The following is a 17,680-nucleotide window of genomic DNA, read 5'->3' as shown; positions in this document are numbered from 1 at the left end:
TTATTTCTTACCGCGCGATGGAGCAGTCTGGTAGCTCGTTGGGCTCATAACCCAAAGGTCGGAGGTTCAAATCCTTCTCGCGCAACCAAAAAAATAGCAGGCATCTGCTAAGCAAAACGCCCACTTCGTAGTGGGCGTTTTTGTTTGTGGGCCTTGGCTGGCGCTGCGCCCACACGTGTCAGGCAATTGCTGTGTCCTGCTGGGGCAAGTGATGAGGGCAGCCCTCCGTTAGCCCGTCGCGCGTACTCAACGAGGCAAATACCCTGGTGGCTCAGGGAGGTGGCGGCTGTGTTCAGCTATTGCGCCAACTGACCCCATTGCTGAGCACCGGTTTTCTGTAGCCAGAGCAAAGCCGCTTTGGCTGTGACAGGGCAGCTCCTCGCGGGGAATTCCCTGCGCAGTTGTAGCCCGCATCGGGAGGTCGCTCATCGCCCAAAAAGATCAGCCTTCGCCGCCTTGGTAATTGCCACCACGCAAGGGTGCGTGATGCGCCGCTCCACGGAGATTGCAAAAAACTCCTCGACCAGCTCTGTAGTGCGACCGATCACCTCGACACCGAACTGGGTGGTGGTTTCCGCGTCGAGCACCGTGGGTGAGGTGAAAACTCCCCGGCCTTCGCGGCCGAAGGCGTTCATGAGGGCGCTGTCATCGAACTCTCCCACGATCCGGGGCTGAAGATGGTGTTTATTGAGCCAGTGATCGAGCTGCTGGCGCACGGAGGACATGGGCCCCTGGATGAGCATGGGGGCTCCTTGGAGGCATTGGGGGAATGTTCCATCCAGCTGCGCCCTCAGGCCAGGTGCGCTGAAAAAACTCATGCCGCTGGTTCCCAAAGGGTGGTTGAACGCCTTGACACCGATCTTCTTGGAGACCGGCTCGTCCGCGAGCACCAGATCGAGCTTGTGCAGGCTCAGTTGTGCGATGAGTTCTGGAAATTTCCCCTCCTGGCAGGTCATGTGCACCTGCTCAGGCATTCCAAGCGCCGGCTCCAGAAGGTGATAGGCCACGGATTTGGCAATGGAGTCGGCCACCCCCACACGAAATTCCAGCGGCTTGGCCTGGCCACGCGAGAGGCGGATGGATTTCTCCAACTCGTCACCCAGCGCAAAGATCTGTTCGGCGTATCCCAGGGCGACACGGCCTTCACTGGTGAGTTCAAGCCCGCGCCCGCGCTTGCGAAACAGGTCGTGGCCCAGCCATTCCTCCAGTTGCTTGATCTGGCCGGACAGCGTCTGGGGCGTGGTGTGCAGTTGTTCTCCAGCGCGCATGACGCCGCCGGCTTTGGCAACTGTCCAGAAATATCGGAGGTGTTTAAAGTTCATGGGGGTAGATACTGCGGAAAAAGCGAATTATTTACTTTGATAAAACGAATATACGCGAAGTATCAAACGCCCTACATTGAACCCTTGGCCCCTTTCCGCAGCGGTTCGCGCAGCGGTCTGGAACTGTCAACGTTCACAAGGAGTAGCAACGATGCGGATCACCACCCGAGGACAACTTGCGGTATCGGCAATGACGGATTTGGCACTGCGCCAGAAGATGCGGCCGGTAGCACTGTCGACGATCAGCGCACGGCAGGGCATCTCGCTGTCGTACCTGGAGCAGCTGTTCAGTGCCCTGCGGCGTGCCGGGCTCGTGGACAGTACACGCGGCCCTGGCGGCGGCTACACCCTGGCCCGGAACACCGACCAGATCTCGGTTGCCGAGATCATCCTGGCCGTCGAAAACCTCAAGACTGACGATCTGCAAAGCCTGGATGTCGGCCAGGCTGCCCAGGTGAAGTCGATGACGGGTGAACTTTGGTCCACCTTCAACGCGCGGGTCATGGAGTACCTGCAGTCAGTGACTTTGCAGGACCTTGTGGCCGAGCAGCATGCCAAGGGGGTGGTTGCTGAGGAGATGGCGCCTGTCGCACCCCGGCCCAAGCTGAACGCTAAGCCACGCCCTTTGATGGCGCGGGTGGGGGTGCCCAACTCGGTGTTCGCGCTGGGCACCATCCCGTTGCTGCAACGCCGTTGAGCTTGCGCGCCGGCGGCGCACTGTAGTTGCTGGCATGCCAGCCCTCAGGGCGGAGCGGAGGTGGAATCCCCGGTTCCCCTCCCTCGCTGTTGGGGGCGAGCGGCGGCTACAGCTGCTGCGCGAGCTGCTTGATCCCCCGGATCAGCATCTCCACCGAGATGGCGACCAGGATCAAGCCCATCAGGCGTTCAAACGCCATCACCACGCGTTCTCCCACCAGGCGCTGGATGCGTTCGGCCATCAACAGCACCACGGCGCACACGGCCATGGTCACGCACAGCGCACCCACCCATTCCCAACGGCGCTCGGGGGCCTGGGCCACCAGCAACATCACCGTGGCCAGGGCTGAGGGGCCCGCCAAGGCCGGAATGGCCAGTGGCACGATCAGCGGCTCTCCAGGCAATTCGGCCTGTGGCCCGGATTCGGGCGGAAAGATCATGCGCAGTGCGATCAGAAACAGCACGACGGCGCCTGCTATCTGCAGCGAAAGATCGCTCAGGTTCATCACCCGCAGAAACTCCGCGCCGAAGAACAGGAACACCATCAGCAGCGCAAACGCGATCAGCACTTCCCGCAGGATCACCCTTGCACGGCGCTCGGGCGCCACGCCGCGCAGTGCGTTGGCAAAGATGGGGATGTTGCCCAGCGGATCGGTGATCAGCAACAGCAGGATGGTGGCCGATGCGAAGGTGTAGCTCACGGTGCGTACACCGCGTCCAGCGAGCGAAAGCCCTTGATCTCGATGGGATTGCCGCTCGGGTCGTGAAAGAACATCGTCCACTGTTCCCCGGGCTGGCCTTCAAAACGCACCTGTGGCTCCAGGACAAAGGCGGTGCCAGCTGCTTTCAGGCGTGCGGCCAGCGCATGCCAGTCGGGCAATTCCAGGATGGCGCCGAAGTGCGGCATGGGCACCAGGTGATTGCCGACATGGCCCGTGCGGGCGCTGGAAAAGGGTGTGCCCAGGTGCAGCGAGATCTGGTGGCCAAAGAAATCAAAATCCACCCAGGTGTCGGTGCTTCGGCCTTCCTGGCAGCCCAGCACACCGCCGTAGAAGCGGCGGGCGGCATCGAGGTCGGTCACGTGAAAGGCAAGGTGAAACAGGCTGCGCATCCTGTAAAGGATAGCAGCCAGTATGGGTGCGTTGGCGGAGGTTTTGCTGGAAGTGGCGGCGGAACGCTGGAGCAGCGTGCGCCGATTCAGGCTGCGCGGCGATGCTGCTCGGCCTTCTCCTGGCAATGCACGCAGCGCGCAGCTTCGGGGGTGGCATGCAGGCGGGCGGCGGTGATGTGGGTGCCGCAGTCCGTGCATTCACCGTACGTGTCGGCTTCGATGCGGGCCAAAGCTGCTTCCACGGCGGCCAGATGGGTGGTTTCGCGTTCGTCCAGCGCAAATTCCAGTTCACGCTCGGTGGCCAGCTGGGCCCGTGGGTCCTCGGGCTGGCCAAAGTGGTCGGCAGCGGCCTCTGCACGGCCTATGACGCCGCCGCGTTGCGCAGCCAACTGCGCCCGCAGCCCGGATTGCTGGGCCAGCAGCAGTTGGCGGAATGGGGCGGCTTGGGTCTTGTCCATGTGGTGTCTCCTCGGGTGAGCGGATACCTGCATGGTGCGCCTGCGTGCAGAGCCCCTGGTTGACCAGGGTCAAGGGATGACGCCCCGGCCCTTTGCTGAAGAAGGGTGCTCAGCGCTTGGGCGGCCGTGCCAGCATCTCCGCGGTATTGGTCTTGCGATCCGCATTCACGCGCTGCACGTGCGGGCGCTCGGCCATGCGGGTCAGGTAATCCCGCACCGGCAGGCCAGCCAGGTAGTCGCGGCCATAGATGATCTTGGTGGCCGAGCTGACCAGCGGCAAGTGCACGATGGCGGCGCAATCGGCCAGGGTGAAGGTGTCGCCACCCACGTAGGGGCTGAACTTCGCCAGCTGGCCGAAGGCGGCAATGTTCTTTTCCAGTTGCGCCCCCACCTTTTCACGGGCGGTTTCGCTCACAGTGCCGCCAAAGAAGGCCTGCGGGTACAGGTTGCGTGCCACCAGCTCCAGGTGCAGCTCCAGAAAGGTGATCAGCTCGCGCACCTTGGCGGCTTGGTAGGGGTTGGCGGGGACCAGTGGGTGCGCGGGGTGGGCGGCCTCGATGTAGTCGGCGATCACCGCCGATTCGCACAGCGGCCCCTCGGGGGTGCGCAGGTAGGGCACCTTGCCCAGCGGGCTAGCGCTGCGGTCGGTCTCGCCCACCCAGGCCAGTTCCTCGGTGAAGGGCAGGCCCTTTTCGAGCAGGGCGAGCTTGACCTTGTTGTAGTAGTTGCTGGCCGAAAAGCCGCAGAGTGTCAGCATGGTGTTGTCTCCGTCATGGTGGTGAATGCAGCACGCATCCTAGGTGCGGGCGGGGACGCAGTCCGTCGCGCAGATGACCTCCGTCAAGGAGTTCACGCGCCCGCCCCCTACAATCCGCACCATGCCCTCCCTCCAAACCATCCGCAGCCTTCGCCGGCTCGCCCGCCTTGTGCTGGCGTGGTTTGTGTTGTCCATGGGGGTGGCGGTGGCGTCGCCCCTGGTCAATCCGCAGGCGATGGAGCTGATCTGTTCGGGCTCGGGCGCCATCAAGGTGCTGGTCAAGACCGACGACGGCGCCAAGGAGGTGCCCAGCCACACGCTGGACTGCCCGTTGTGCGCGCATGTGGGCGCTCCTCCCCCAGCGTCACAGGCGCAGCTGCCTGTAGTCCATCCCCTGGCGCATGCCCTGCGCCCTATACCCGCCGCGCACATTGCTGCGCGCACCGCCGCGCCGCTGCCGCCGCGCGGGCCTCCGGCCTTCTCCTGAAATTGCTATTTGTTTGATAGCTGTTTGCGCTTGATAGTTAAGCGCTGACGGCCTATTTGGCTTGAAATTCAGGAGTTCCCATGCGCAAAAGCCGCATGGCGCTGGCCGTGGCCAGTGCCTTTCCCCTTGCCCTGTCCTGGGCTATGCCCGTGTGGGCCCAGACCGCAGACAGCACCAACGCACCCGTCAAGGAGCTGGGCGTGGTCACCATCCGCGGCGGCCAGCCCACCTCGCTGCCCACGCAGATCCCCACCACCATCGAGGGCGTGACGCGCGAGCAGATCGAGCATTCGATCAATGCCACCGACAGCGAAGACGCCCTCAAGTACCTGCCCAGCCTGCTGGTGCGCAAGCGCTACATCGGCGACTACAACCACGCCGTGTTGTCCACGCGCGCCTCGGGCACGGGCAACCCGGCGCGGTCCATGGTGTTCGCCGACGGCATCTTGCTGAGCAACTACCTGGGCAACGGCCCCACCAACGCGCCGCGCTGGATGCTGGTCACCCCCGAGGAGATCGAACGCGTGGACGTGCTCTACGGCCCGTTCTCTGCCGCCTACACGGGCAACTCCGTGGGCGCGGTGGTGGACTATGTGACGCGCATGCCCACGAAGTTCGAGGCGCATGGGCAGGTCAGCGTCCAGCACCAGCCGTTCGATCTGTACGGCACCAATGCCACCTACGCGGGCAAGCAGGTCAGCGCATCCGTCGGCAACAAGAATGGCGACTGGTCGTGGTTCCTCAACTTCAACAAGACCGACAGCGAAGGCCAGCCGCTCACCTTCCCCACGCGGCTGGTGTCCGCCGGGACCGTGGGCAACGCGGGCACGCCCGTGACCGGCGCGGTGCCGGGCAACAACCGCAGCAACCAGCCTTGGTACCTGCTGGGCACGGCCACGCAGTACCACACGCAGCAAGACCACATCAAGGCCAAGATCGCCTACGACTTTTCGCCCACCGTGCGGGCGGCCTACACCTTGGGCTGGTGGCACAACGAATCCGAAGGGCGCCCCACCAGCTACCTGCGCGACGCCAATGGCAATGCGGTGTACGGCGGCACGGTCAACATCAACGGCCGCTCGTACACGCTCGCGCCCACGGACTTCAATGTCTCCAACGAGAACCTCACGCACTTTATGCACGGGCTCTCGGTCAAAAGCCACACCCAGGGCGCGTTCGACTGGGAGGTGGCCGCCAGCCTGTACGACTACCAGACCGACACCCTGCGGGCCGCCACCGTGGCGCTGCCCGCCGCGCTGAACGGTGGCGCAGGGCGCATCGTCAACAGCAAGGGCACAGGCTGGAACACGCTGGCCGCCAAAGGCACTTGGCGTCCGGATGGGGTGCAGGGCGCGCACATCGTGGACTTTGGGCTGCAGCGCGACAGCTACCAGCTGCGCACCGTGGAGAACGCCACGACGAACTGGATCAACGGCGCTGCAGGTGCACGCAACCAGGCCTTCAACGGCGACACCCAGCTCATTGGCCTGTGGGCGCAAGACACCTGGAAGATCGCGCCAAAGTGGAAGGCCGTGCTGGGCGCCCGCGCCGAGCGCTGGAGTGCCAGCAACGGCCAGACCAGCAATGCCACCACCACGCTGAGCCACCCCGAGCGCAACGAAACCTATGTGTCGCCCAAGGCTGCAGTGGCCTACCAGGCCAGCGACCTGTGGGTGCTCAAGGCCTCCACCGGCCGCGCCGTGCGCATGCCCACCGTGGCCGAGCTGTACCAGGGTGGCATCAACGGCAGCGGCACGCTGATCAACAACGACCCGAACCTGAGGCCCGAAAAGAGCTGGACCACCGAGCTGACGGCCGAGCGGGATATGGGCAATGGGCTGCTGCGCCTGACCGCGTTTTTTGAGCGCACCAAGGACGCGCTGTATTCGCAGACCAACGTGCTCGTCACGCCCAACGTGACCAACGTGCAGAACGTGGATGCCATCCGCACCAAGGGCATCGAGCTGTCGTACCAGGCCGCCAATGTTCTTCTGCGTGGGCTCGACCTCGGGTCAAGCCTGACCTGGACGGACTCCAAGATCACCCGCAACGACAAGTTTCCCGCCAGCGTGGGTAAGTGGCAGCCGCGCATCCCCGAGTGGCGCGCCAGCGCCGTGGCAACCTACCGGCCGGACGACAAGTGGTCGTACACCCTGGGTGCGCGCTACAGCGGCAAGCAATACAGCACGCTGGACAACACCGACGTGAACGGTTTTGCCTACCAGGGCGCCAGCCGCTACTTCACCACCGACGTGCGTGTGCGCTACCAGATCACCAAGCAGGTGAGCGCTGCCGTGGGCATCGACAACCTCAACAACTACCAGTTCTGGAACTTCCACCCCTACCCGCAGCGCACCTACCTGGCTGAATTGAAAGTAACCCCCTGAGCGGCTTGCGCCGCTTCCCCCAAGGGGGACGCCTCCAGCGGCCCGGCGAAGCCGGTTCCGCGGTGGCGCTCGCCTCGGGCGCGCCAGTGTTGAAGGCAATGAATCGTTGAAACGCAAGGTCTGAATATGAAATCAAAAACTATGAAAAATATAGCTGCCACCGCTTTACTATTAAGCGCTGGAGGCCTTTTTGGCTCTGCATCCGCCCATGTGGTGCTCGAATACCAGGTGGCCCCGGCAGGCGCCAGCTACAAGGCGAGCTTCAAGGTCGGCCACGGCTGCGGCGCGTCGCCCACGCGGCAGGTCGCGGTGGACATCCCGGCCGGCATGCGCGGCGCGCGTCCCATGCCCAAGCCCGGTTGGACGCTGGAGGTACAGCGCGAAAAACTTGCACAGCCGTACACCAGCCACGGCCGCAGCATCACCGAAGACGTGGTGCGCATCACCTGGACGGCCAAGACGCCGGACGACATGCTGCAAAGCGCCCATTACGACGAGTTCGTGCTCGTGGCCCAGGCGCCCGAGCAGGCCGGCACCGTGTACTGGCCCGTGCGCCAGGCCTGCGCCGAAGGCAAGAACGACTGGACTGACGTGCCCAAGGCGGGCCAGAAGCTGTCGGACCTGAAGTCCCCTGCGGCAGCGCTGGAGATTCTGCCCACAGGCGGCGGTGGTGCGCACAATCATTGACAGTCAGGTCCGCCCCGCGCCTGCTCCACCCCATTTCCAGCTGACCTCCGAAAGACATCCATCATGAAAAAACTGCTTCACCGCGCCGCCCTCGTTTCCACACTGGCCGCAGCACTGGCCAGCGCCCCCGCATGGGCACAGACGGCCGCCGTCAAGGTCGAAGGCGCCTGGGCCCGTGCCAGCGTGCAGGGCCAGAAGGCCACGGGCGCCTTCATGCGCCTCACCGCCAAGGACGGCGCCCGCCTGGTGCGCGCCGAATCGCCCGCCGCTGGCATCACCGAAGTGCACGAGATGAAGATGGAAGGCGACATCATGAAGATGCGCGCCGTGCCCATGCTCGATCTGCCTGCGGGCAAGACCGTGGAGCTCAAGCCCGGTGGTTACCACGTCATGCTGCTGGACCTGAAGGCGCCCCTGGCCAAGGACAGCTCGGTGCCCATCACCCTGGTGTTCCAGGATGCCAAGGGGGCGGAAAGCAAGCTCAACCTGACGGTGCCTGTGGGCACGGCGGCACCCGGTGGTGCCACTGCGGGCAGCATGATGGATGGGCATAAACACTGAGGTTCCCGCCGCCGCAGCGCCTTCGCGGGCGCAACGCATTGGAGTAAGCTGTGCCTCCACCACAGATCACCCTCGTCCACCTCTTGCGGAGCGGCCATGAGCGACACATCGAATTTCGGTTTCGGCAAACTTGTCCCAGGTTTTGACTTTTTGCAGAGCCTGGCCAAAGGGGCGTCCAACAGCATTCCGCAGTTGCCCAACCTCAGCAACTGGGTGGCGCCCACCATCAGCGTCGAAGAACTCGAGAAGCGCATCGACGAACTCAAGGCCGTGCAGTTCTGGCTGGAGCAGAACTCGCGCGCGCTGGCCGCCACCATACAGGCGCTGGAGGTGCAGAAGATGACCCTGGCCACGCTCAAGGGCATGAACTTCAGCATGGGCGACGTGGCCAATGCCTTCAAGCTCAAGACCGCCGACACCGTGATGAGCGGTGTGCAGAAAGCCGCCGACACCGTGAGCGGAGCGGCGGGCGCCGTCGCTGGGGCTGCCGCCCGTGTCACGGGCCGCGCGAGCGCTGCCGAAGAAGCAGAAGAAGACGAGCGCGAGGAAGCCGAGCCCGCCGCCCAGCCTGCCAAGGCCAAGGCGAAGGGCAGCAAGGCATCGGCCGCCGCCGCCGCGCCCACCGTGGTGGACCCAATGCAGTGGTGGGGCGCGCTCACCGGCCAGTTCCAGCAGATCGCCGCCAACGCCATGAAGGACGCGGCCAAGCAGACCGCCATCGACACCACCAAGAACATGGCTACGGGCCTCGCCAAGGAAGCCCTCAAGACGGCCACCGGCATGGCCACCCAATTCGCCGCCAAGGGCATGCAGACCATGCAGGGCGGCGCCAAGCGTGCCGCTGCACCGGGCGCCACCAAAAAGACCACCGCCACCCCGAAGCCTGCGGCCCGCAAAACCACGGCAAAACCCGCCGCCAAAAAAGCCAGCAGCCGCACCCGCAGCCCAGCGGCCCGCAAGCGAGCGGGCTGACGCCAACGCGGGCGGGTGTGGCAACAACCCGCAGGTGGGCGCAACACCGGCCCACCACCGCCCTGGCATGGAGATCCACCCCATGAAACTTTTCCCTTCCGGCCACGCCACCCACCCCCAGTGGCGCATGGCCGCCGCGCTGGTGCTGGCGCAATTGCGCGCCCAGATGGCGCTGCCCGAATACGCTTCGGCATCCACCCTGGGCCTGCTTTACGTCACCGACCACTACGGCAACGAAGCCCAGGCGCTGCTCGACTACCTGAGTGGCGAGCTGCCCGAGGTGACGGACTGGACCGGTACCGTGGGTGTGGGCGTGTCGGCCAACAATGCCGAATACTTTGACGAGCCGGCGCTGTCGGTCATGCTGCTGGATGTGCCGGCCGACCAGTACCGTGTGTTCTCCGGCGTGGCACCGCTGCCCACGCACGCGCCGCACCCGGGCGCAGGCTTTGTGGCCCACACGGCGCTGGTGCATGCCGATGGCCGCACCCCCGAACTGACCGAATTGCTGGCCGAGATGGCCGCACGCACCGACACCGGCTACCTGTTTGGTGGCCTCTCTGCCAGCCGCACCAGCAGTGTGCAGTTTGCCGTGGGCGGCGACGGCAACATGGCCGGCCAGGGCGGCGCCAGTGGGGTGTTTGACGGGGGCTTGTCGGGCGTGGCGTTTGGCGCGGGGGTGGCGCTGGTGTCGCGCGTCACGCAGGGCTGCCAGCCCGTGGGCGCGCTGCGCACCATCACCGCCGCGCAGGACAACGTCGTTCTGGCGCTGGATGGCGAGCCCGCGCTGGATGTGCTGCTCGATACGCTGCAGGTCTCGCTGGACAGTGGAGACCCCCAGCCCGCGCTGCGCAAGGTGCGCGCCACGCTGGCCGGGTTGGTCAGCGCAGGCGAGCAGCCTGAGGGCCAGCGCCGCACGGGGCACTTCGGCACCGATACGCGCGTGCGCCACATCGTGGGGCTCGACGGCAGCCGCCGGGGCGTGGCCCTGGCCGACCATGTGGAGGCTGGCATGCACCTGGCGTTCTGCCAGCGCAATGTGGCAGCGGCGCGCGCCGACCTGATGCGGATCTGCGCCGAGATTCGCGAGGAGCTGGAACCCGAGGAGCTGGAGCCTGCGCCGATGGTGTCGTCAGACACCCTGGGCGATCTGGCCGCGGCACCGGGGGCTGCGGCGCGGGGCACCAGCGCTCTGCCCCAGACCGGGCGGCGCATCTGCGGGGCGATCTATGTGAGCTGCTCGGGCCGGGGCGGCCCCCATTTTGGCGGGCCCAGTGCCGAGCTGCAGATCGTGCGCCACGCGCTGGGCGATGTGCCGCTGGCCGGCTTTTTTGCCGGGGGTGAAATTGCGCACCACCATCTGTACGGCTACACCGGGGTGCTGACCGTTTTTGTGGACGGCGAATAGGGCCGTCGCGATCAGGCCGCCGGGCTGTCCTCGGCCTCGGCCTTTTCCTCGGGCGTCAGGCGTGTGGCCAGGATCTTGTCGATGGTCTTGCCGTCCATGTCCACCACTTCGAGCTTCCAGTCTTCCCATTGCACTGCGTCGGTCACCTTGGGCAGGCGCCCGGTCAGCAACATGATCATGCCGCTGAGGGTGTGGTAGCGGCCACGTTCTTCCTCGGGCACGGAGTCCAGGTTCAGCCGGTCTTTCAGCTCGGGCACCGGGATGTGGCCGTCCAGCAGCCAGCTGCCGTCCTCGCGCTGCAGCGCCCACGAGGTCTCGGGGTCGCGCGGCTGGAACTCGCCGGTGATGGCCTCGATCAGGTCCTGCAGCGTGACGATGCCCTGCACCTCGCCGTACTCGTCGATGACAAACGCCATGTGCACGTCCTGCAGCCGGAAGTTGTCCAGCAGCTCCATACCGGTGATGGTTTCGGGCACGTACAGCACGGCCTGCAGCGTCTGGTCGGCCAGGGTCTGGCTGCGGTCGCGCAGCGCGCGGGCCAGCCACTGGCGGGCATTGATCACGCCCAGGATGTTGTCCATGCCTCCGCGCACCACCGGAAACCGCGCGTGGTCCGACTCCTCGATGCGCGCCAGATTCTCTTCAAACGGAGCATCGACGTCCAGGCACACCACGTCGCCGCGCGGCAGCATCAGCGAGCCGATCTGGCGGTCGTCCAGCCGGAACACATTGCGCACCATGGTGTGCTCGTGCGATTCGATCACCCCGGCCGTCGTGCCCTCGACCAGCATGGCGTGGATTTCTTCTTCCGTCACGGGGCTGCCACTGGTTTCCTTCACACCCATCAGGCGCAGCAGCGTGCGGGTGGAGGTGGACAGCAGCAGCACAAAAGGCTTGGTGGCCAGCGCGAGAAAGTTGATGGGCCGTGCGACCAGGCGGGCAAAGGTTTCGGGGTAGGACTGGCCGATGCGCTTGGGCACCAGTTCACCCACCACGATGGAGAAATACGTGATCAGCACCACCACCAGCCCGGTGGCCGCATAGCCCCCGTAGGGCAGGGGCACGCCCAGCGATTCAAGCCACGCAGCCAGCGGTGCGGCCAGCGCGGCCTCGCCCACGATACCGTTCAAGACACCGATGGACGTGATGCCGATCTGGATGGTGGACAGAAAACGCGTGGGGTCTTCGCCCAGCTTCACGGCGGCGGCGGCGCCGCTATCGCCCTCATCAATCAGCTTTTGCAACCGGGCTTTGCGGGCCGTGACCAGAGCGATCTCTGACATGGCAAACAGGCCGTTGAGAAAGATGAGGGCGAACAGTATTGCTATTTCCATACAAAGGGCGCCTTGCGCGCCCTTGGGTGTTGAGAAGCGACCAATTGTAAGGACAGGGGCCGGAGGCCTTGCGCAGGCTCCTAGCCACCTTCGGTGGGCAGACCGGTTTCGTCCCACTCGGGCAGTCCTCCGCGCAGCCAGTACACCGACTTGAACCCCTTGGCGGCGGCCACCTTGGCAGCCTTGTAGGATTTCCAGCATTCGGCGCCGTTGCAGGCAAAAATCACGGGCTTGGCCTTGTCCAGGCTCTGGAGCTTGTCCAGTGCCTGGAAATCGTCCTGGGCAGCATTGAAGGCCACGTCCTTGAGGCTCTTTTCCACATAAGCGGCAAACACGGCGCCCCGGATGCGCTTGGCCTTGAATTCCTTCTCGGTGCGCGTGTCCACCAGCGTGGCGCCCTGCGCCTGCAGATTCTGTGCCTCGCGCGCGGTGATACGGTTCACGCCCGGCAGGCTGGTGGGCGTGAAGAGGCCCAGCTCGGCAACGCGGCGGTATTCCACAGCCTCCGGGCGCACAGACACCGGCGGCAGGCCGCTGGCGGAGGACGATGCACTGAACCACTGGGCCAGCTTGTTGCGCGCATCAGCAGACAGATCTTTCTTCACCACAATGGAAAACCCGCCCGGCACGGGCTGCGATGTGGCCAGCACGCGCGCGATGCCCGGGTGTGCCGCAGACCATTCTGCCCAGTCGTCCTCCCGCACCACGGTGGCGTCGGCCGTACCCAGCGTCAGGGCCGTGAGGCCCGCCTGGGGGAACTTCTCGTATTGCACGGCGCGCAGATCCTGGAACGACAGCCCGGCCTCGTTGAGCATGCCGCGCGCCATGTACGTGTACAGCGAATCCTGCTGGGGCAAGTAGAGCCTTCGGCCCTTCATCGCGGGCACCGCTGCGATCTGCTGCAGCCCGACCAGCAGGTATCGGTCCGATTTGTGCGTGGCGCCCACCAGCTCATAGCCGCGTTGCAGCGCGGATGCGGCCACCTGGGCCGGGCCAATGAAGATGTCGTAGCCCGCACTGCGCGTCGCACGCATCACATCCGCCAACTCGTCGCTGGTGGTCAGCGCCACCGTCTGGCCAGCGGCCTTGGACAGACCGGACTCGGCGGAGGTGCGCAGGATGGAATGCGCCGCCTTGCGGGCGGTGGGCTCCGCGGCCACGATGGCCGTCAGCTGGGCCTGCACCGCGCTGGAGCTCAGCCAAAGGAAAAGCAGCACTCCCCATTTGCCGCCGGTGGGTTTCCTGTTTGTGTTCATTGCGCTTTCCTCCCCCCCAAAACAAAGCGCGAATATGCCCACGGCGTTCGTACCTGTGTACGAGTGTTTCCGATGTTTTGTGTTTGTTACTTTTGTTAACGACGCATTGCGCGCCACGGCAAAGGCTGCCGCACAGAATGCGGGCTGGGCCCGCCCCGGCATGCCCCTGTCAGGCGAGGGCGGGGAGAAAACCGTTTGTTCACCCACATTATCTGGAGACGTTTCCATGAAAGATTCCATGACCCTGCCACGCCGCCACATGCTGGCCGGAAGTGCCGCAGCCCTGAGCGCGCTGGGCCTGGCCGGATGGGCTGGCACTGCCAGGGCGCAGCAGGCCACGAGCCCTGCCAAGCCGCTGCCCGCCTATGCGGGATGGAAATCTCCGGACGCGCTGATCGTGCACAGCAGCAGCACCCTGGAAACCCGGCGCTCCGCGTTCGGCACCAGCGTCATCACCCCGTCGAACCAGCTGTACGTGCGCAACAACCTGCCCGCGCCTGATGCGGCCATCCTGGACAACCGCGATGCCTGGAGCGTCGCCATCGAAGGGGTGAAGAACCCACGCAGCCTGACGCTGGCCGAACTCAGAACCCTGGGCGTCGAGACCGTGGCCACGGTGCTGCAATGCTCGGGCAATGGACGGGGCTTTTTCCCCAGCAAGCCCAGTGGCACGCCCTGGTCCGTGGGCGCTGCGGGTTGTGTGGTCTGGAGCGGCGTGCCGCTGCGCAACGTGGTGGCTGCGCTGGGCGGGCTGGCCGACGGCGCGGCCTACCTCACGGGCACCGGTGGCGAAAAACTGCCAGAGGGTGTGGACCCGCTGTCTGTGCTGGTAGAGCGCTCGGTCCCCGTGAAAGCGCTGGACGACGCGTTGCTGGCCTGGGAGATGAATGGCGAGCCCTTGTCCCTGGCGCACGGTGGGCCGCTGCGGCTGGTGGTTCCGGGCTACCAGGGCGTGAACAACATCAAGTACGTCAAGCGCGTGGCCTTCGCCAGTGCGCAGTCACAGGCGCGCATCATGTCGCACGGCTACCGCATGTCGCCCCCCGGCTCCAAGGCCAGCCCCGACCAGCCTTCGGTGTGGGAGATGGGCGTCAAGTCCTGGATCAACGGCCCCCTGCCCGACAAGGGCCCGCTCAAGGCGGGCCAGGTGCAGGTGCACGGCGTGGCCTTTGGGGGTACGCGGGGCATCAAGGGGGTAGAGGTCTCGGCCGATGGTGGCAAGACCTGGCAGGCGGCCAAACTCATCGGACCGGACCTGGGGCCCTTCGCATGGCGGCAGTTTGCACTGCCGGTGCGCCTGGAGGCCGGCACGCAGGTGCTGGCCAGCCGCGCCACCGACACGGCGGGCAACGTGCAGGCCGAGCAGCGCGAGGAAAACCTGGGCGGCTACAACAACGCCAGCTGGCGCGACCATGCCGTCACGTTGACCGTGGCATGACCTTGTTCCTCCCTGAGGCGCTTTGCGCCGTCCCCCCGGAGGGGGGACGGCAGCCGTGGCCTGGCAAAGCCAGTTCCACCGTGGCACTGGCGTGGGTGCGTGCCGCTATCGGACGGCATCGGGTGCCGGGGTGTGGCTTGCTGGTGGGGGTGGCGTTGTTGTGGGCGGGTGCCAGCTGGGCCGCCGACCCGGCCGAGCTGGCGCGCGGCAAGGAGCTGTTCACCAAGATCCAGCCCGCCTGCGCCGTGTGCCACACGCTGCAGGCTGCGGGCGCCGAGGGACAGGTCGGCCCGGTGCTGGATGAACTCAAGCCCGATGCGGGCCGCGTGCTGCGGGCGTTGAAGGCGGGCATCGGCGCGATGCCCTCGTATGCCGAGCGCATGAGCGAAAAGGACATGTTGGCCGTGGCCGCCTTCGTGGCCCAGGCCACGGGCGCGGCCCCATAACGCCGGGCCGCCGGTTCAGGCCGTCGTGCGCGAGGGCAGCAGCGCGGCCGGCCGCCGGTCGCGTTCCAGCCCCTGGAAGTCGAAATCCACCTGCGGCGCGCGCCCGCTCACGATGTCGGCCAGCGCCTGGCCCGAGCCGCAGGCGTGCGTCCAGCCCAGCGTGCCGTGGCCGGTGTTGAGGAACAGGTTGGCGAGCTTCGTCTTGCCGATCAGCGGCACATTGCTGGGCGTGGCGGGGCGCAGGCCGGTCCAGAACTGGGCCTGGCTGGCGTCGCCCGCACCAGGAAAAAGCTGCTCCACGCGGCGCACGATGGCGTCGCAGCGCACCTGGTTCAGGTGGCGGTCGTAGCCGTTCAATTCAGCGGTGCCGGCAATGCGCAAACGATCACCCTGCTGGCTGGTGTAGCGCGAGAACACGAGCTTGAACTCGTCGTCCGTGAGGCTCACCTGGTGCGCCTTGGACGCGTCCTTGACCGGCATGGTCACCGAATAGCCCTTGGCTGGGTAGATCGGCAGGTGGATGCCCAGCGGTTGGGCCAGCAGCGGGCTGAACGAGCCCATGGCCAGCACGAAGGCGTCGCCCTGCACGCGCTCGAAGCGGCCCTCGGCGTTGGTCACTTCCACATGGTCGATGTTGCCGCCTGCCTCGCGCAGCGCCGTGATGTGGTGGCCCAGACGGAACTGCACACCCGCCGCCTCGCACAGTTTGGCCAGCTCGCGCGTGAACTGGTTGGCATCGCCCGATTCGTCCTCGGCCGTGAAGGTGGCGCCTGCCAGCTGCGGGCGGATGTGGGCCAGCGCTGGCTCGATGCGCACGGCCTCGTCGGCGCTGATGACCTGGCGCTCGCAGCCCAGGGCGCGCATCTGCTCGGCCGGGGCCAGGGCGCCATCGAACTCTTTCGCGTTGGTGTAGAAGTGCAGGATGCCTTGCGTGCGCTGGTCGTACTGGATGCCGGTGGCTGCACGCAACTGCTGCAGCACGCTGCGGCTGTAGGTGCCCAGGCTCACGATCTGCTCGATGTTGTGGCGCGTGCGCGCCGGCGTGCAGTTGCGCAGAAAGGCCAGGCCCCAGAGCCACTGCCGCATGTCGGCGCGCAGGCGAAACAGCAAGGGGGCGTCTTCTTTGCCCAGCCACTGCAGCACCTTGAGCGGCGCGCTGGGGTTGGCCCAGGGTTCGGCGTGGCTGACCGAGATCTGCCCACCGTTGGCAAAGCTGGTTTCGGCGCCGGGGGCTCCCTGGCGGTCAATGACGGTCACTTCGTGGCCGAGCTGTTGCAGGAAATAAGCCGAAGTCACGCCGAGCAAGCCGGCACCCAAAACAATCACGCGCATTTTTGAAGCCTTTTAAGGGTTCAGCGCTTGATGGACGTGCGTTGGTAGCTATTTTTTATATAGCAAGCAGTTGGCGCGCGTCCGCCAAGCTGCCGCTCCCCCTGTCCTTGGTACCTGAGAGATTCACCACACAGCCCACATGGCGCGCGGTTTGCTCCTTCGGTGCGCCACGGTGTGCCCGTGGCGGCTCTCCAGACGGCTTTGATGAATGGTGCAGTACGGGACCTGAGCGTGTATGGGAGTTTGCGCCTTCGGTGCAGCGGCGGGCGTGTGGCCTGCCGTGCTCTCCTGCGGGGCCCATTCTAGGAGGGCACGGGCGGCGGCAAAGTGTTTTTGCCGGCTAATGGGTGGCAATCGTTGCTGATGGTAGGAGGTGGCAGGTCGCCATAATCCAGCGACTTGACCCAGCCCAGGACGCTTTCCCTATGCCCGACACCGCTTTCGATCCCTTTGCCAGCGCGGCCGTCATCACCATGGCCCGCCAGGGGCGCACCCCCCGGCCGCTCGATTTGCCCGCAGCGCTGCGCCCGCGCGATGCGACCGAGGCCTATGCCGTGCAAGACATCGTGGTGCGCGAGCGGGGGGAGATTGCAGGCTGGAAGGTGGGCGCCGCGTCGCCCCAGGCCCAACCCACGCGGGCAGCGCTCACCCGTGATTCGGTGTTTGTGGCGCAAACCGTGCAGGCGGTGCATTTGTCTGCTGCAGGGTTCGCCGTGATGGGGGTCGAGGCCGAGCTGGTGTACGAGCTGGGTGCCGATTTGCCAGCCCGCTCCACGCCCTACAGTGCGGCCGAGGTGCTGGCTGCCATGACCTCGGTGCGCGCCGCCATCGAGGTGTGCGATACGCGGTTTGCGGCCTGGGGGCTGCAGGGCGAATGGAGCCGCCTGGCCGACCAGGCCTGCCATGGCGCACTGATCGTGGGTGCGGGGGTGGCCGATGTGGCGGCGGTGCAGCCCCTGGCGCAAGCGGTGAGCGTGTCAGTGAACGGGATGGTGGCCGTGCAACACGCCACCTGGGGCAACGCGGCG

Annotated in this window: 18 protein-coding genes, 1 tRNA gene and 1 riboswitch; of the genes, 11 read left to right on the top strand and 8 right to left on the bottom strand. The window is 65.8% G+C overall.

Annotated features, from left to right (window positions below; translation table 11 throughout):
- Positions 1-11: 11 nt before the first annotated feature.
- Positions 12-88 (top strand) — tRNA-Met (locus tag ASE52_RS24270).
- A 337-nt stretch (positions 89-425) separates the two neighbouring features.
- On the opposite strand, the gene nhaR is transcribed toward ASE52_RS24270, so the two are convergent.
- The gene (nhaR, locus tag ASE52_RS24265; RefSeq protein WP_029414312.1) at positions 426-1,322 is read right to left on the bottom strand and encodes a transcriptional activator NhaR; all 897 of its coding nucleotides are present in this window, start codon (positions 1,320-1,322) and stop codon (positions 426-428) included.
- 151 nt (positions 1,323-1,473) lie between these two features.
- Here nhaR and ASE52_RS24260 point away from each other — a divergent pair, with 151 nt between their 5' ends.
- Positions 1,474-2,019, top strand: a complete 546-nt coding sequence (locus ASE52_RS24260; RefSeq protein WP_057229924.1) for an Rrf2 family transcriptional regulator — start codon at positions 1,474-1,476, stop codon at positions 2,017-2,019.
- 106 nt (positions 2,020-2,125) lie between these two features.
- Here the strand turns inward: ASE52_RS24260 and ASE52_RS24255 are convergent, their stop codons facing one another.
- The 4 genes from ASE52_RS24255 to ASE52_RS24240 form a co-directional block, all read right to left on the bottom strand.
- Positions 2,126-2,719 (bottom strand): MarC family protein, encoded by a 594-nt coding sequence (locus tag ASE52_RS24255; RefSeq protein WP_010466290.1) that lies wholly within the window; start codon positions 2,717-2,719, stop codon positions 2,126-2,128.
- The gene (locus tag ASE52_RS24250; RefSeq protein ID WP_010466288.1) at positions 2,716-3,129 is read right to left on the bottom strand and encodes a VOC family protein; all 414 of its coding nucleotides are present in this window, start codon (positions 3,127-3,129) and stop codon (positions 2,716-2,718) included. The genes ASE52_RS24255 and ASE52_RS24250 overlap by 4 nt, the downstream gene beginning before the upstream one ends.
- 86 nt (positions 3,130-3,215) lie before the next feature.
- On the bottom strand, positions 3,216-3,587 hold the full coding sequence (locus ASE52_RS24245; RefSeq protein ID WP_057229922.1) for a TraR/DksA family transcriptional regulator: 372 nt from the start codon (positions 3,585-3,587) through the stop codon (positions 3,216-3,218).
- 109 nt (positions 3,588-3,696) lie between these two features.
- Entirely contained in the window at positions 3,697-4,344 is a 648-nt protein-coding gene (locus ASE52_RS24240) for a glutathione S-transferase (RefSeq protein ID WP_057229918.1), read from the bottom strand.
- Between the two features lie 121 nt (positions 4,345-4,465).
- Here ASE52_RS24240 and ASE52_RS24235 point away from each other — a divergent pair, with 121 nt between their 5' ends.
- The 6 genes from ASE52_RS24235 (at position 4,466) to ASE52_RS24210 (ending at position 10,846) form a co-directional block, all read left to right on the top strand.
- Complete coding sequence (locus tag ASE52_RS24235) at positions 4,466-4,831, top strand: DUF2946 family protein (protein WP_057230071.1); 366 nt, start codon at positions 4,466-4,468, stop codon at positions 4,829-4,831.
- 80 nt (positions 4,832-4,911) lie between these two features.
- Positions 4,912-7,218, top strand: a complete 2,307-nt coding sequence (locus ASE52_RS24230) for a TonB-dependent receptor (protein ID WP_057229915.1) — start codon at positions 4,912-4,914, stop codon at positions 7,216-7,218.
- Positions 7,219-7,359: 141 nt separating this feature from the next.
- Positions 7,360-7,905, top strand: coding sequence for a YcnI family protein (locus ASE52_RS24225; protein WP_241777097.1), 546 nt, complete (start codon positions 7,360-7,362; stop codon positions 7,903-7,905).
- Positions 7,906-7,968: 63 nt separating this feature from the next.
- Positions 7,969-8,466, top strand: coding sequence for a copper chaperone PCu(A)C (locus ASE52_RS24220; protein WP_057229911.1), 498 nt, complete (start codon positions 7,969-7,971; stop codon positions 8,464-8,466).
- 96 nt (positions 8,467-8,562) lie between these two features.
- Positions 8,563-9,438 (top strand): PhaM family polyhydroxyalkanoate granule multifunctional regulatory protein, encoded by an 876-nt coding sequence (locus ASE52_RS24215; RefSeq protein ID WP_057229909.1) that lies wholly within the window; start codon positions 8,563-8,565, stop codon positions 9,436-9,438.
- 82 nt (positions 9,439-9,520) lie between these two features.
- The gene (locus ASE52_RS24210; protein WP_057230069.1) at positions 9,521-10,846 is read left to right on the top strand and encodes an FIST N-terminal domain-containing protein; all 1,326 of its coding nucleotides are present in this window, start codon (positions 9,521-9,523) and stop codon (positions 10,844-10,846) included.
- An 11-nt stretch (positions 10,847-10,857) separates the two neighbouring features.
- Here the strand turns inward: ASE52_RS24210 and ASE52_RS24205 are convergent, their stop codons facing one another.
- Together ASE52_RS24205 and ASE52_RS24200 are read right to left on the bottom strand one after the other, a co-directional pair.
- Positions 10,858-12,180: a hemolysin family protein gene (locus ASE52_RS24205; protein ID WP_010466269.1), complete on the bottom strand. Its 1,323-nt coding sequence runs from the start codon at positions 12,178-12,180 to the stop codon at positions 10,858-10,860.
- A gap of 80 nt (positions 12,181-12,260) precedes the next feature.
- Entirely contained in the window at positions 12,261-13,436 is a 1,176-nt protein-coding gene (locus ASE52_RS24200; RefSeq protein ID WP_057229907.1) for a rhodanese-like domain-containing protein, read from the bottom strand.
- A 226-nt stretch (positions 13,437-13,662) separates the two neighbouring features.
- On the opposite strand from ASE52_RS24200, the gene ASE52_RS24195 reads away from it, so the two are divergent.
- Both ASE52_RS24195 and ASE52_RS24190 read left to right on the top strand, forming a co-directional pair.
- Positions 13,663-14,874 (top strand): sulfite oxidase, encoded by a 1,212-nt coding sequence (locus ASE52_RS24195; RefSeq protein WP_057229905.1) that lies wholly within the window; start codon positions 13,663-13,665, stop codon positions 14,872-14,874.
- Positions 14,875-15,011: 137 nt separating this feature from the next.
- Positions 15,012-15,320: a cytochrome c gene (locus ASE52_RS24190; protein WP_010466263.1), complete on the top strand. Its 309-nt coding sequence runs from the start codon at positions 15,012-15,014 to the stop codon at positions 15,318-15,320.
- A gap of 15 nt (positions 15,321-15,335) precedes the next feature.
- On the opposite strand, the gene ASE52_RS24185 is transcribed toward ASE52_RS24190, so the two are convergent.
- Positions 15,336-16,652 carry a D-amino acid dehydrogenase gene (locus tag ASE52_RS24185; RefSeq protein WP_057229903.1) on the bottom strand — a complete coding sequence of 439 codons (1,317 nt, stop codon included), beginning with the start codon at positions 16,650-16,652 and terminating at the stop codon, positions 15,336-15,338.
- 91 nt (positions 16,653-16,743) lie between these two features.
- Positions 16,744-16,857: riboswitch (glycine riboswitch) on the bottom strand.
- A 220-nt stretch (positions 16,858-17,077) separates the two neighbouring features.
- Here ASE52_RS24185 and ASE52_RS24180 point away from each other — a divergent pair.
- Positions 17,078-17,680: 2-keto-4-pentenoate hydratase (locus tag ASE52_RS24180; protein WP_241777096.1), on the top strand; the 603-nt coding region annotated here is incomplete at its 3' end.

The organism is Acidovorax sp. Root275, from assembly GCF_001428965.1.
In the GTDB taxonomy this organism is placed as follows: domain Bacteria; phylum Pseudomonadota; class Gammaproteobacteria; order Burkholderiales; family Burkholderiaceae_C; genus Acidovorax; species Acidovorax radicis.
This window is presented reverse-complemented; position numbering and strand designations above follow the sequence as displayed.